Genomic DNA, 14678 nt, shown 5'->3' with positions numbered 1-14678 from the left:
TAATAAAATTAAAAATTAAGATTTAAACCAAACATGTAAATTCTTGGTGTAGGATAAAAACCATAGTCAATTCCACCTCCAATTGGTGCACCGTTTGTAGCAGCTGGATCAAAACCTCTGTATTTAGTAAACGTATAAACATTATTTACAGCGGCATAAAATCGCAAGCGTGTAATACCAAAGTTTTTAATTACTTTCTCTCCTAAAGAATAACCCAACTGAATATTTTGAATTCTAAAGAAAGAAGCATCTTCTACAAAATAGCTTGAAAATAAATTATTATTTGTAGCGCCAGTAGTAACTCTTGGAACCGTATTACTCGTGCCTTCACCTGTCCAACGATCTAAAACATAATCTAACTTATTTAAGTCTGATAATGTTCTCTCGTAATTTCTTACCATATCATTTCCTATTGACGCATAAGAATAAGCTGCAAAATCAACATTTTTGTATTTAATATTGGTATTGAAACCTAAAGTAAATTCTGGTAATGGGCTTCCAATTTTAGTTCTATCATTTAAATTGATAATACCGTCACCATTTACATCTTTAAAACGAATGTCTCCAGGAGCAGAGGCCGCGCCTAAAGCAGCTTGTGAGGGATGTGCATCAACTTCAGCTTGATTTTGGAAAATTCCATCAGCTTGTAAACCATAGAAATACCCTATAGATTGACCTCGTTCCATTCTTGCAATTAATGGCTGTCCCACTCCGAAATTACCTCCTTCAATAATACCTCTACTATCACTAACTTCTGTAACTACATTATCAATGGTAGTTAAATTAGAATTAACACTAAAAGATAAATTGTCGTTAATTTTTTTATTATATCCGATTGAAAATTCAAAACCTTTGTTTTCTGTAGAACCTGCATTTACTGTTGGCGCACCACCACCAGGAGCGGCAGCACCAACAATACCAGTTACTGGTAAACCTGGAATTAATAAGTTACTTCTTGTTTCGATAAAATAATCTGTAGTAATATCTAATTGGTTTTTAAATAATTTTAAATCTAAACCAACATCAAATTTTCTGGCAGTTTCCCACTGTAAACCAGGATTAGCTAGCTGTCCGATTGTAACTCCATTAACTAAAGCATTATCAAAAACATAAGTAGCTTCACCATTTAAAAAACCAACATACCCATTACTTGGAATTTTATCGTTACCCAAAGTTCCGTAACTTGCTCTAAATTTCATTAAATTGATACTTTCTACATTCGATAAAAAACTTTCTTTTGAAACTACCCATCCTGCAGTTGCAGAATAAAAATAAGCTACAGAATTATCAGGACCAAAACGTGTAGAAGAATCTCTACGTGCTAAACCAGAAAGTAAATATTTTCCATCATAATCATACTGCAAGCGTGCGAAATACGAATTCAATCTATCATCATAAACATAAGAGCCTACATTTTTAGAAGTTGGTAAACCGTTAGCTAAACTAATATCAGCAAAATCCCATGAATTATTTGGCACATCAAATCCAGTTGCGAATAAACCATTACCCCAATCTTTAGTATTAGAAGTTCCTATTGTACCTGTGAAAGTATGATTGTTAAAAGCTTTTTTGTAATTCAAATACAAATCGAATACATAATTATTGAAGTTTTGTCCGTCTTGAGAAACACTACTTCTTTGTACATCAAACACTTTTCCTCCATAATTAACAATTTTTGAAAAAGATTTTCCTTCAGAATTTGCAGTATTAAATCCTACTTTAGAAGACAAGACTAAATCTGGCAGAATAGAATAATCCAAACCGAAAGCACCACTAAGTCTTTTGATGTTATAATCATTATATGTATTATTTATTTGCGCCAGTGGATTAATTACTTCAATTCCGAATCCAGGTGTACTTGGAATTAAACTATAATCACCATTAGAAGCAAAAGGAGAAATAGTTGAGGGTGTATTAATGGCATTAAACAATACCGAACCCAAACCGTTTTCACTTAAAGATCTTCTTGTTAAGAACGTATAATTTAAATTAGTTTGAAATTTTAATTTTTTAGTTAAATCTACACCAAGAGAAATGGCTGCAGTATTTCTTCTAAAATCAGATTTACCCAAACCAACAATTCCTTCTTGTTCTAAATGAGAACCACTTACGGCATAAGTAATTTTATCTGAACCTCCAGAAACATTGATATCATGACTAATAATTGATGCATTATCACTAAATACTTCATTTTGCCAATCAGTACCTCTTCCTAAATTTGATACATTCGGATAAGGCAATGCTTGACCTCCATTAGCATAACTTTCATTTAGAAGTAATGCATATTCCGTAGCATTTAATAAATTTAGTTTTTTAGTGGTTTCTTGTTGCCCAAGATATGAATTATATGAAAAGGTAGTTTTTGTATTCTTTTTACCTGTTTTTGTTTTAATAATAACTACCCCGTTTGCACCACGAACACCATAAATGGCTGCTTGCGCATCTTTTAAAACAGTAAACGATTCGATATCACTTGGATTTAAGATACTTGGATCAGAAATATTTCCATCTACAATGTATAAAGGTGCATTATCACCATTACTTTGAATACCTCTTATCAAAACACTAAAGCCAGAACCCGGTGCTCCTGAACCTGAAGTTACGGTAACACCCGCAACAGTTCCTTGCAAGGCTTGTTCAATTTTAATGGGCTTAAGTTGTTCAATAGTTTTGCTTCCTACATATCCAACTGCTCCCGTTACATCTTTTTTCTTTTGTGTACCATAACCAATTACTACAACTTCCTCAATGGCTTTGTTGTCTTGAGTTAATGAAATAGAAACAGTTTCTTCTTTAGTTACTTCAAAATCCTTTGAAAAATATCCATAAAAAGAAATGGTAAGCGTTGTACCTACTTTGATGTTAGATACTGTAAAACTTCCATCTGAAGTTGTTGTTGCGAGTCCAGCATTTTTAACAGAAACAGTTGCTCCATTTAAAGGAGAATTTGTACTGGAATCAAAAACTTTTCCTGATACAGTAACAGATTGAGAAAAACCAATTGCTGTAAATAAAAGAAAAGCTAATTGCCATAATTTAGATTTCATAAATAGTTTGTTTTTTAGTTACTCGTAAAATTAACCTTAACTTTAAATAAAAATCATTTTACAACCACTACAAAAAACATACACTTTAAAAAAAAGGTTTATTTTTTACATTATCCTTAAAAAAAGGCTTGTATTTTAAGCACATTAAGACTTTTTTCAATTTGTTAATTTTATGAAATTTTTAAAAAAAAAGAGCTTTCGAAAACGTTATTGTTGTGGTTTTGTATAGGTAAAAACACTAAATTGATGTAGTACTAGAAAGATAGAATATACTCGACCAATCCTTTTTCGTGTGGTAAATCCATTTTTTTACGCAAACGATATCTTTTGATTTCTACGCTTCGAACAGAGATGTTTAATAAAGGAGCAATTTCTTTAGAAGAAAGGTTTAATCTTAGGTAAGCACATAACCTTAAATCGTTAGGAGTTAATGAAGCGTGTGCTTGTTTTACTTTCTTTAAGAAGTTGTTATCGGCATTATCAAAAGCTTCCTTAAAAACCGTCCAGGTATCTTCTTCGTTAATATTTTTATTAATAGTTGAAATTACCGATTTAATACTTTTACTGCCTTCATCGGTATTGTTTTTCAAATCTTCTTTAATTAAAGACAATAATTCATTCTTTTTCAATAAACTCATTGTAGAAACCGCTAATTCTTTATTCTTACTGTCTACATCTTGAGACAATTGTTCATTTTTCAAACGCATTAACTGCTGATTGTTTTCCAAAGCCGCTATTTCTAATAACAAATTATTTTCTTCAATAAGTTTTTGTTCTTTTTCTCTGTAATATTTTTTATACGTTTTATGAATATAAATGGCAGAAATACATCCTAAAACACAATATAAAAAAACTGCTAAATTGGTTGCATACCATGGTTTGTTAATCGTAAACGTGTAAACAGCAATATTTTCTGGTTTTGAATTGGCAATTTTTGCTCGAACTTTAAACACATAAGTTCCTGATGGTAAATTTTTAAAATTTGTTGATGTTTTGGCACTCCATTCACTCCATTGATCCTGTAGCCCTTCTAAAACATATTGGTACTCGGCATTAATATACTTGTTATATTCAGGAACGGTATAGCTAAACGTAACATTATTTTCACTGTGACTAAAATCTCCTTCCAAACTAATCGGATGATTTGAAATTTTCTCATCTAATTTATTTACCGAAACGGCAGTAATTGAAACCCGATAATTTTTAAAACGCAAATCATTTAAATTAATCGTGTAAAATCCGTCTGTTGTTCCAATCAAATAAGTTGCGTTAGAAAGTTGTGTTATGTTTTCATAACCAAGCATAGAGTTAGTTAAAGAAGCCGGAATTGGAATGATGTTTTCCTTCAACTGATTGCTTAGCTTACTTAATGAAAAATAATGAATATAGTTTTTAGAAAACAACCACAATTTATTCGAATTATCTACAATTAACTTTCCAGAAGTGTATTCGTCCTTTTCGAAAACTGCGCTTAATGTTTTGTCTTTTTCAAATTGTTTTGTCTTAATATTTAACTTAAAGATGCCTTCTTTATTCGCATAATAAATATCCGAATTAAACTTAGTCAAACTTGCATTTTTACCTTTTGTTGGTGTTTTATAAGCAAAAATTTGCATAGCTTTGGAGAAAGAGTTATCCAGTTGAAATCGAAAAACACCTTTATATTCGTGACTTACATATACTTCAGATGAAGTATTAATTTCAAAATATTTAGAGGAATAATCAAAACCCGATATTTTATTTTTAAACTGCCATTGATTGCCTATTTTCTGTAACACTGATATTCCATAATAGTTTCCTTGTAATAACAAATTTGGCTGATTTGGAATGGTTTCAAACTTCCAAGTTCCAGAATTTGAAAAAATAAGCTGAGCGGTGGTATTAGTAATGACAAAAGTTCCAGAATCATGACCACAGAATAAAGTAGCATCATGTTCGAAAATAGACCAAACTTGACCTTTTGTACCTTTTATAAACTGAAAAGGATTTTCACTTGATGCTTTTTTAAAAAACAACCCTTGATTAGTTCCTACATATAAATTATCTTTGTACAACAAAGAAGTATAAACAGTCCCAAGCATTCCAGTATCATCTGAAAAACTTTTAATAGGCGATTGTAAATTGATACAATTAATACCATTATCTAAACCAATCCATAAATTTTCATCTACATCTTCAAATAAAGATAAAGCTGTATTGTTACTCAATCCTTTATTTTGAGTAAGGTGATATTTCTTCTTACCGTCTTCAGAAAGTATGAAAACTCCATTAGAAACGGTACCAATAGCAAAACCTCGATTAGAAAGTCGAATACTACTATACACACTACTTGAAGCAATTTCAGCATCAACTTCAGTGGTAAACTTACTTAAATTCCCTGAACTCAACTTATAGAATCCATTGAATTGTGTTTGCAGCAACAATCCTTCATCAGTAGAAAAAACTGAAACAATCTTATTGGTTTTAAATACAGGATGATTAGATATTAGTTTTTGTTTTCCATTTTCAATTTCAAATAATCCTTCATTAACCAGCTGAAAATAAATAGAATTGTTAGCCTCAAAAGCTTTTAATATTCCGTTTTTAGAAGGGATTATTCTAATTTTTTGGGTTTTAGAATCGTAAATATATATTTGATGAAGCGATTGAAAAATGACCCATTGCTCGTACTGCAAAATATTCCAAAATTGTTCGTCATCAATAATTTGATTTTTTATCTTGGCACTTAAAGAAGTATATTTTAAACTTTTATTAGCTTCTCTCGTCCAAAAACCAAACTCCATATAACAACCGGTATAAATCTTATCACCAACCACTTTAACTGAACGTATAATGGTTTCATTTGGAGATTTATACAACGTCCAATTCGAACCGTTAAATTCTAACAAACCATCATTATTTGCAAAAAACAAAAATTGATTTTTATCTTGAGAAATCATCCAGTTTTGGTTCCCAGCATTATAAATACTGGAAGAATACTTAACTATCGGTGGCAATTGTTGAGCAGTACTAAAAAAAGATATTATGAAGATGAAGAAGATAAGTGTTACGTTTCTATGCATTAACATTGGAAATATTTTTTTTGGTTCATAAATGTATAGATAATATTCAGAAAAATAAAATGTATCATCATAAAAAAAGCACGCCTCTAAAGAAACGTGCTTTTGATTACAACTAACTAATTTACTCTTTTATAAACTTCGAAGAACTAATTTTACCTGCAGAAATTGTTTTTACGATATACAAACCCTTTTGAAAACTTGAAACATCAAGTACTGCATTTGAATCGTTTACTTTTAAATTCATAACTTCTTGACCAATTACATTATAAATGGAAATAGCTTCTATATTTTCTAATGAACTTATAAACAATGTTGATGTGGCTGGATTAGGATACATACTTATTTTTGCTTCTTCAAAACTTTGATTAGACAAAGGAGCTGCATAACTTACACTGTCAAAATAATACGTTTTTTCACCTGCAGTAGCACCATCTGTACCAAAATTAAAAAATATCGACATTAAGTTAAAATTGAATGCCGGATTAAATACCGCCGTTCCTGAGGCTTGATTATTAAAATCAAATTCCATCATTTGCCAACCTACAACAGTAGTATTGGTTTGTGTTTCACAAGATTGAGTTGGAGTTCCCACTACTTCAACTTTTAATCGTACCGGAATTCCGGCATCTGGTGACCAAACTCTAACATAAACTTTTCTATTTGACGCCGTAAACGGAATGGCTGAACTAAATCCTGATGGAGTACTCATCGTTGTTCCAGCCCATAATGCTGCACCAGTAGTCTTAATAGTTCTAATTACAGTATTTGAAGGATTGGTAGGATCTGCTAATAAAGTAGATGCTGTACCACCAAAATCGGTTACCGTGTAATTTGTAGTGGTGCCCTCAAAGTTAATTGGCAAATTTATTTGAGCTAAACAAGCTGAACAAGAACCTCCACAATCTACTCCAGTTTCTGTCCCATTTTGAATCCCATCTGTACATGTTGGTGCAACACCTTGTTTCGCTAAAATATAGCGCCACCAACCACCATTAATTTGTATGTCTAAAGTCATCAAACTTGTGGTTAATGAAGTAATTTTGTAAGTTATACTAGCAGGCGCTGCAGTTGGAGTACTTAATTCACCCCCATTATATGCTTTAGCTAAACCTAAATATGCACCCACACCTGTTAGTGTAAGCGTATTGTTTGTGGTGTTCTGCGACCAAGTAGCAGCATTTGTTCCATTATGAGGAGCAACTGGAGTACCGCAAGCATCTGAACCACCTTGCCAGCCTTCAATCCAACTTTGAGCACCTAAAACATTACTAAATGAACCATCAGCATTAAATACATACAAATCATCAAAGAAACAAGCTCTTGTTGTAACGTCTGCCAAACTATTCGCAAACCATGACGTATCGCCTTGGTTAGGACCTACCCCAAATGCTCCAGCTTGTGGACTCATTTTCCAGGTTCCCGTTAAAGATTGTGCATTTCCAATGGAAATTAACAAAAGAAGAATAAAAAAGGTAATTTTTTTCATATTATTTATTTTTTTGGGTTAATAATTATTAAATGTAAATTTATACGATACTTTTATTAAATAATTGATTTTATTGCTATACAAACTATACAACATTTACTTTTTAAAAATTGCAGCAAAATCCAATAAATCAAAGGGAAAAAGAGTTAAATCAAAGAATCTTTTCATCGAATAAGAAATACTTTACTTAAAATTGTATAGCTTATGTATAGTTATTTTAGACTGTTTTGAGTTACGAAAACGTTACCTTAAAAACTTATTTTGACAAAAAAACGCTAAAAATCAAACTAACTATCAAATTAGGATAACAATTCATATCTTTGCAAATCTTAAATAAAAACACAACGATGCAACCTGATTTTTCTACTTTAGAACCCAAAAAATTCATATTGATAAAAGGTGCGCAATTGCACAATTTAAAAAATATAGATGTTGCCATTCCGAGAAATCAAATGGTGGTCATAACAGGGCTTTCTGGTTCTGGAAAATCGAGTTTAGCCTTTGACACCTTATATGCCGAAGGACAACGTCGATATGTAGAAAGTTTATCTTCGTATGCCCGTCAATTTTTAGGAAAATTAGACAAACCGAAAGTGGAATACATCAAAGGAATTGCTCCTGCGATAGCCATCGAACAAAAAGTAAACACAACAAACGCACGTTCTACCGTAGGAACTTCAACAGAAATTTACGATTACTTAAAATTATTATATGCCAGAATCGGAAGAACATTTTCTCCAATATCAGGTGAAGAAGTAAAAAAACATACGGTTTCAGATGTCGTTAAACACATTCAATCACTAGAATTAGAATCTAAATGGCTATTGTTGGCGCCAATTCTTTTAGAAGAAGGCAGAAAACTTCACGACAAACTAAAAGTATTATTACAACAAGGTTTCGCTCGTGTTTTAGTGGATAATCAAACCGTACGTTTAGACGATTTTGTTGCTACGTTAGAAATGATAGACGAAAACACAATGGCAGATAAAGAAATTTTATTAGTCATTGATAGAATTGTTGTCAAATCAGATGAAGAATTTTTAAACCGAATTGCCGATGCTTTACAAATCGCATTTTATGAAGGCAAAGGCGAATTATATTTACAAGAACCTGATACTAACAAACGTGCTATTTTTAATTCGAATTTTCAATTAGATGGTTTAGATTTCTTAGAACCTAACATCCATTTATTCAGTTTCAACAATCCTTACGGCGCTTGCCCAACTTGTGAAGGCTACGGAAGTGTTATTGGAATTGATCACGAATTAGTAGTTCCTAATACTGCTCTTTCAGTATATGAAAATGCCATTTATCCATGGCGTGGTGAAAGTATGGGTTGGTACAGAGATCAATTGGTAAATAACTCACATCATTTTGACTTTCCTATTCACAAACCTTATTTCGAATTATCAGAAGAACAAAAATCTTTAATTTGGACAGGTAACAAATATTTCACGGGCTTAAACGACTTTTTCGCCGATTTGGAAGCGAATAATTACAAAATTCAAAATCGTGTGATGCTTTCTCGCTATAGAGGAAAAACAAAATGCCATGTTTGTCACGGAAAGCGTTTACGACCTGAAACGAATAATATAAAAGTAGCTGGAAAAACCATTTCTGATTTAGTCGACTTGCCAATTATCAAATTAATACCGTTTTTCAATTCCATTGAATTATCGGAATATGATTTAAAAGTAGCGAAACGTTTATTGCTAGAAATCAAAAATAGATTAGCGTTTTTAGATAATGTAGGCTTAAATTATTTGAGTTTAAACCGACAATCAGCCACACTTTCAGGTGGAGAGTCGCAACGTATTAATTTGGCGACTTCTTTGGGAAGTTCATTAGTAGGTTCGATGTACATTTTAGACGAACCAAGTATCGGTTTACACCCAAAAGATACCGAAAAACTGATTGAAGTGTTACTAAATTTAAAAAAATTAGGAAATACTGTAATCATCGTTGAGCACGATGAAGATATCATGAAAGCAGCTGATATGATTATTGATATCGGACCAGAAGCAGGAACTTTAGGTGGAAATTTAGTCGCACAAGGCACTTATGAAGAAATTTTAAAATCCGATTCTTTAACCTCAAGATATTTGAATGGAAAAGAGGAAATAGCCGTTCCAAAAACTAGAAGAAAATTCAAAAATCACATCGAAATTATTGGAGCGCGTGAAAACAATCTAAAAAACATTGATGTAACCTTTCCTTTAGATTGTTTAACTGTAATAACAGGAGTTTCTGGTAGTGGAAAAAGTACATTGGTAAAGAAAATTCTGTTCCCAGCCATGCAAAAAAAGCTAACAGGTTTAGGAGACAAAGCCGGTCAATTCACAGATTTAGAAGGCAGTTTTTCACACATTAAAAATATCGAATACGTTGACCAAAATCCAATCGGTAGAAGTTCTCGTTCGAATCCGGTGACGTATATTAAAGCCTACGATGATATCCGTGAATTATATGCCAAACAAACGACTTCTAAATTACGAAATTACCAAGCCAAACATTTTTCTTTCAATGTAGATGGTGGAAGATGTGAAACTTGTAAAGGTGATGGAGAAGTTACCATTGAAATGCAATTCATGGCCGATGTGCATTTGGAATGTGAAACGTGTAACGGAAAACGCTTCAAAAAAGAAGTTTTGGAAGTGAATTTTGAAGGTAAAAACATCGATGACATCTTAAAAATGACCATCGATGACGCAGTGACGTTTTTCGAAACTCATGGTCAAACTAAAATCACTCAAAAACTTCAACCGCTAAAAGATGTTGGTTTAGGATATGTACAATTAGGACAATCTTCTTCTACACTTTCAGGTGGTGAAGCACAACGTATCAAATTGGCGTCATTTTTAGTGAAAGGAGCCACTAAAGAAAAAATGCTATTCGTTTTTGATGAACCAACAACTGGATTACATTTTCACGATATCAAAAAGTTATTAAAATCGTTTGAAGCTTTAATCGATAGAGGACATTCAATCATCGTAATTGAACACAATTTAGAACTAATAAAATGTGCCGATTATATTATTGATATCGGTCCAGAAGGTGGCGAAAATGGCGGACAATTAGTTGCTTTCGGAACACCAGAAGAAGTAGCGAAAAACAAAAAATCATTGACGGGTAAGTATTTAGCTGAAAAATTATAATCAATGAAGAAAAGCATCTTCTTATTTTTATTAGGTCTTACCAGTATCTCTGCACAAAAAAAACAGCTTTTCGCCGAATATTCTATTGGTGAAACTTCATCAGCTGATAATACGTTTATCAGTTTAAAGGCAAGTCAAACCATAGGAATTGGTTTCGGAATACAACACAACGATTCGTTAAATTGGGTCAAACAACTCAGAAATCCGTATACAGGTGTAATTCTACAAGTCGCCAATCATGGAAATACAGAAAAAATTGGACATACAATTTCACTTCTTCCTTATATTGAAAAGCCTATTTTCTTAAAAAACGAAAAACTAAAATTATTAGGTGCTTTAGGTGTAGCTTATCATACTAAAAAACATACTATAGAAAACTGGCAAAACAAAGCCATTTCAACAGATTTTACTTATGCTTTCCGACTAGGTTTATATTATGATATCTTTCAAAAAAACAATCTCCAAACACGATTAAACCTAAACTATTTACATTATTCTAACGGCCATATTCAATGGCCTAATAACGGAATTAACACATTAGCCATTGGCGTAAACTTTTCCTACAATGGTTTTAAAAAAGAAGGGAATACCACTGATCAATTCACTACATCTAAAGAAATTAAAAAAAGTAACCAATCGTTCTTTTCCATTCAAACCGGAATTGGCGAACATGCCTTATATCGCTTTTATAATTACAGAAGAAACGTGTATTCATTCGATTTCATGTATGGAAAAATCTACAACAAAATACATAAAGTAGGTATAGGCATTTACATGAGAAACTATCAAAACAATTACAAATACATCAAGGAAGGCAATAATTTAGTTTCAGAAGACTATCCAAAACTTCAAAACAATCCTTTTTTAAATGCTAGTAGCGCTGGAATTGCTTTAAATTACGAATTCTTAATGCAACATATAGCAATAGAAACAGAACTGGGTATTACTTTATTTCGACCTTTTTTCCCAGCCGAATATCGTTTAGATGCCACATTAATCAATAAACAAACCCAACAATATGAAATGGGTAAAGCAGAAGGAAGCACATACACTTTAAAACGCTTTATATCAGGTAAATTAGGATTAAAATATTATCTTATTAACACTTACAAACAACCTAAAAACAATTTCTACATAGGCGGTCATATCGTTTCCAGATTAGGACAAGCCGATTATAGCGAATTTTCTATGGGTTATATTCATACTTTTTAATTTGGAATTTACGAATTGGGATTTACGAACCTAAATAATGATTTACAATTTTGGAGTTACGATTTACGAACTTAAATTCTGATTTATAAATTTATTTTACGATTTTTGCTTTTGTATAAGCCAAATAAAAAAATCATGAAAGAAATAATGAAACAAAGAACAAAAAAGTTCGCATTAGATTGTTGGATTTTATGCTCTAAACTACCAAAATCAAGAGAATTTAATGCCTATGTTTCTCAATTAATTAGGTGTTCCAGTTCTGTAGGAGCGAATTATAGAGCACTCCAAAGAGCAAAATCAAATGCAGATTTTATTAATAAATTAAAAATTGTCGAAGAAGAAGCAGATGAAAGTCATTTCTTTTTAGAATTATTAAATGATGTTTCTAAATTGGAAAATCTACAATTAGAAAAACAATTCTTACCTTTAATCCAAGAAGCAAATGAAATTACAGCAATAATCGTTTCAACATTAAAAACGGTAAGAAATAAATCATAAATTAACTCTAAAATCGTAAATTCGTAAATTGTAAATCTTAAATTCGCAAATCGTAAATCGTAAATCGTAAATCATTCCTCGTAAATCAAAATGAAATTCCAAGTCGTATCCGATTATGTGCCAACAGGAGATCAACCGCAAGCCATTGAAAAATTAGCTAAGGGAATTCTTGCAGGCGAAAAATACCAAACTTTATTAGGAGTAACCGGTTCAGGAAAAACTTTTACTGTGGCGAATGTGGTGCAAGAAGTTCAAAAACCAACTTTAATCTTAGCACATAACAAAACCTTAGCGGCGCAATTGTACTCGGAATTCAAGCAATTTTTTCCGAATAATTCGGTGCAGTATTTTGTTTCGTATTACGATTATTACCAACCAGAAGCCTTTATTCCAGTAACTGGAACATATATTGAAAAAGATTTATCGATTAACGAAGAATTAGAAAAACTTCGATTAAGTACTACTTCTGCCCTACTTTCAGGTCGTAGAGATATTATTGTAATTTCCTCTGTTTCTTGTTTGTATGGTATTGGAAATCCTGTTGAATTTCAAAAAAATGTCATCAATTTAGAAAACGGTCAAGCCATTTCGCGTACCAAATTATTGCATCAATTGGTGCAAAGTTTATACGCCAGAACAGAAATGGAATTCACACCCGGAACCTTCCGAATTAAAGGCGATACGGTTGAAGTTTTCCCAAGTTATGGCGACGAACCGTTCCGTATTCACTTTTTTGGAGATGAAATTGAAGAAATTGAAGCCTTTGATGCACGAACTTCACAAGTGTTAGAAAAATACGACAAATTAAGTATTTATCCAGCCAATATGTTTGTAACATCACCAGATATTTTACAAAAAGCCATTTGGGAAATCCAACAAGACATGGTGAAACAAGTGGAATATTTCCGAGAAATCGGCAAACATTTAGAAGCCAAACGACTAGAAGAACGCACCAATTTCGACTTAGAAATGATTCGCGAATTAGGCTATTGTTCTGGAATTGAAAATTATTCGCGTTACCTTGATGGTCGTGAACCTGGAACCCGACCTTTCTGTTTATTAGATTATTTCCCAGACGATTATTTGATGGTTGTCGATGAGAGTCACGTTACTATTTCACAAGTCCACGCAATGTATGGCGGCGACAGAAGTCGAAAAGAAAACTTAGTTGAATACGGTTTCCGATTACCAGCTGCGATGGACAACCGTCCGTTAAAATTTGAAGAATTTGAAGCCTTACAAAATCAAGTTGTTTACGTTTCTGCCACACCTGCCGATTACGAAATGCAAAAATCGGAAGGGATTTATGTAGAACAAATTATTCGTCCAACTGGATTATTAGACCCAATCATAGAAATCCGTCCAAGTGCCAATCAAATTGACGATTTAATTGAAGAAATTCAAATCCGTTGTGAAGCTGATGAGCGAGTTTTAGTCACCACGTTAACCAAACGTATGGCGGAAGAATTATCAAAATATTTAACCAAAGTTTCTATTCGTTGTCGTTATATTCATTCCGATGTAGATACTTTGGAACGGGTGGAAATCATGCAGGATTTACGTAAAGGTATTTTTGATGTCTTAATTGGTGTCAATTTATTACGTGAAGGATTAGATTTACCTGAAGTATCGTTAGTAGCCATTTTAGATGCCGATAAAGAAGGATTTTTACGAAGCAAACGCTCTTTAACTCAAACCGTCGGAAGAGCCGCCAGAAACGTGAATGGAAAAGCCATTATGTATGCCGACAAAATTACTGCCAGCATGCAACACACCATAGACGAAACCATTTACCGTAGGGAAAAACAAACAGCTTACAATACGTTACATGGAAAATCTCCACAAGCCTTAAATAAAAGTTTAGGTAATGCTTTTAGCGCCAATTCGGTTTCGACACAATATTACGAAAACCAAGCTTACAAAGCCGCCGAACCTGAAAGTGAATACTTAAGCAAACCAGAAATCGAAAAGAAAATCCGAGATACTCGAAAACTCATGGAAAAAGCCGCAAAAGAATTAGATTTCATGCAAGCGGCTAAGTTTAGAGATGAAATTAAGGAATTGCAAGAGAAGTTGTAAAAATTATGTTCACGCAAAGCCGCAGAGTCACAAAAAACACATCTAAAACTTTGCAAATCTGAAACATTGCGTGATTTTTTTATTTAGGAGCAAGAAAAACCCGTTTTCAAAACACCAACTCACGCGTGTTCCACTATAT

The 14678-nt window shown here is 32.6% G+C and carries 7 protein-coding genes; 4 read left to right on the top strand and 3 right to left on the bottom strand.

Annotated features, from left to right (window positions below; translation table 11 throughout):
* Window positions 1-8: 8 nt before the first annotated feature.
* From G4D72_RS03670 to G4D72_RS03660, 3 genes are all read right to left on the bottom strand, one after another.
* On the bottom strand, window positions 9-3047 hold the full coding sequence (locus tag G4D72_RS03670; protein ID WP_166076262.1) for a SusC/RagA family TonB-linked outer membrane protein: 3039 nt from the start codon (window positions 3045-3047) through the stop codon (window positions 9-11).
* A gap of 254 nt (window positions 3048-3301) precedes the next feature.
* The gene (locus G4D72_RS03665; protein WP_166076261.1) at window positions 3302-6109 is read right to left on the bottom strand and encodes a triple tyrosine motif-containing protein; all 2808 of its coding nucleotides are present in this window, start codon (window positions 6107-6109) and stop codon (window positions 3302-3304) included.
* 121 nt (window positions 6110-6230) lie between these two features.
* Entirely contained in the window at window positions 6231-7595 is a 1365-nt protein-coding gene (locus G4D72_RS03660; protein WP_166076260.1) for a T9SS type A sorting domain-containing protein, read from the bottom strand.
* 347 nt (window positions 7596-7942) lie between these two features.
* Here G4D72_RS03660 and uvrA point away from each other — a divergent pair, with 347 nt between their 5' ends.
* From uvrA to uvrB, 4 genes are all read left to right on the top strand, one after another.
* Window positions 7943-10750: an excinuclease ABC subunit UvrA gene (gene uvrA / locus G4D72_RS03655; protein WP_166076259.1), complete on the top strand. Its 2808-nt coding sequence runs from the start codon at window positions 7943-7945 to the stop codon at window positions 10748-10750.
* Between the two features lie 3 nt (window positions 10751-10753).
* Window positions 10754-11962: an acyloxyacyl hydrolase gene (locus G4D72_RS03650; protein WP_166076258.1), complete on the top strand. Its 1209-nt coding sequence runs from the start codon at window positions 10754-10756 to the stop codon at window positions 11960-11962.
* Between the two features lie 135 nt (window positions 11963-12097).
* Complete coding sequence (locus G4D72_RS03645; RefSeq protein ID WP_166076257.1) at window positions 12098-12460, top strand: four helix bundle protein; 363 nt, start codon at window positions 12098-12100, stop codon at window positions 12458-12460.
* Between the two features lie 90 nt (window positions 12461-12550).
* Window positions 12551-14539 (top strand): excinuclease ABC subunit UvrB, encoded by a 1989-nt coding sequence (gene uvrB, locus G4D72_RS03640; RefSeq protein WP_207784853.1) that lies wholly within the window; start codon window positions 12551-12553, stop codon window positions 14537-14539.
* Window positions 14540-14678: the final 139 nt, after the last annotated feature.

This window comes from Flavobacterium difficile (genome assembly GCF_011392115.1).
GTDB lineage: Bacteria > Bacteroidota > Bacteroidia > Flavobacteriales > Flavobacteriaceae > Flavobacterium > Flavobacterium difficile.
The sequence above is the reverse complement of the archived record's forward strand: the minus strand, read 5'-3'. Positions and strand labels throughout refer to the sequence as shown.

What these genes read in the sequence shown, in the direction of transcription:
- G4D72_RS03670 (WP_166076262.1), bottom strand. Translation starts at nt 3,047, where the DNA reads ATGAAATCTAAATTATGGCAATTAGCTTTTCTTTTATTTACAGCAATT.
- G4D72_RS03665 (WP_166076261.1), bottom strand. Translation starts at nt 6,109, where the DNA reads ATGCATAGAAACGTAACACTTATCTTCTTCATCTTCATAATATCTTTT.
- G4D72_RS03660 (WP_166076260.1), bottom strand. Translation starts at nt 7,595, where the DNA reads ATGAAAAAAATTACCTTTTTTATTCTTCTTTTGTTAATTTCCATTGGA.
- uvrA (WP_166076259.1), top strand. Translation starts at nt 7,943, where the DNA reads ATGCAACCTGATTTTTCTACTTTAGAACCCAAAAAATTCATATTGATA.
- G4D72_RS03650 (WP_166076258.1), top strand. Translation starts at nt 10,754, where the DNA reads ATGAAGAAAAGCATCTTCTTATTTTTATTAGGTCTTACCAGTATCTCT.
- G4D72_RS03645 (WP_166076257.1), top strand. Translation starts at nt 12,098, where the DNA reads ATGAAAGAAATAATGAAACAAAGAACAAAAAAGTTCGCATTAGATTGT.
- uvrB (WP_207784853.1), top strand. Translation starts at nt 12,551, where the DNA reads ATGAAATTCCAAGTCGTATCCGATTATGTGCCAACAGGAGATCAACCG.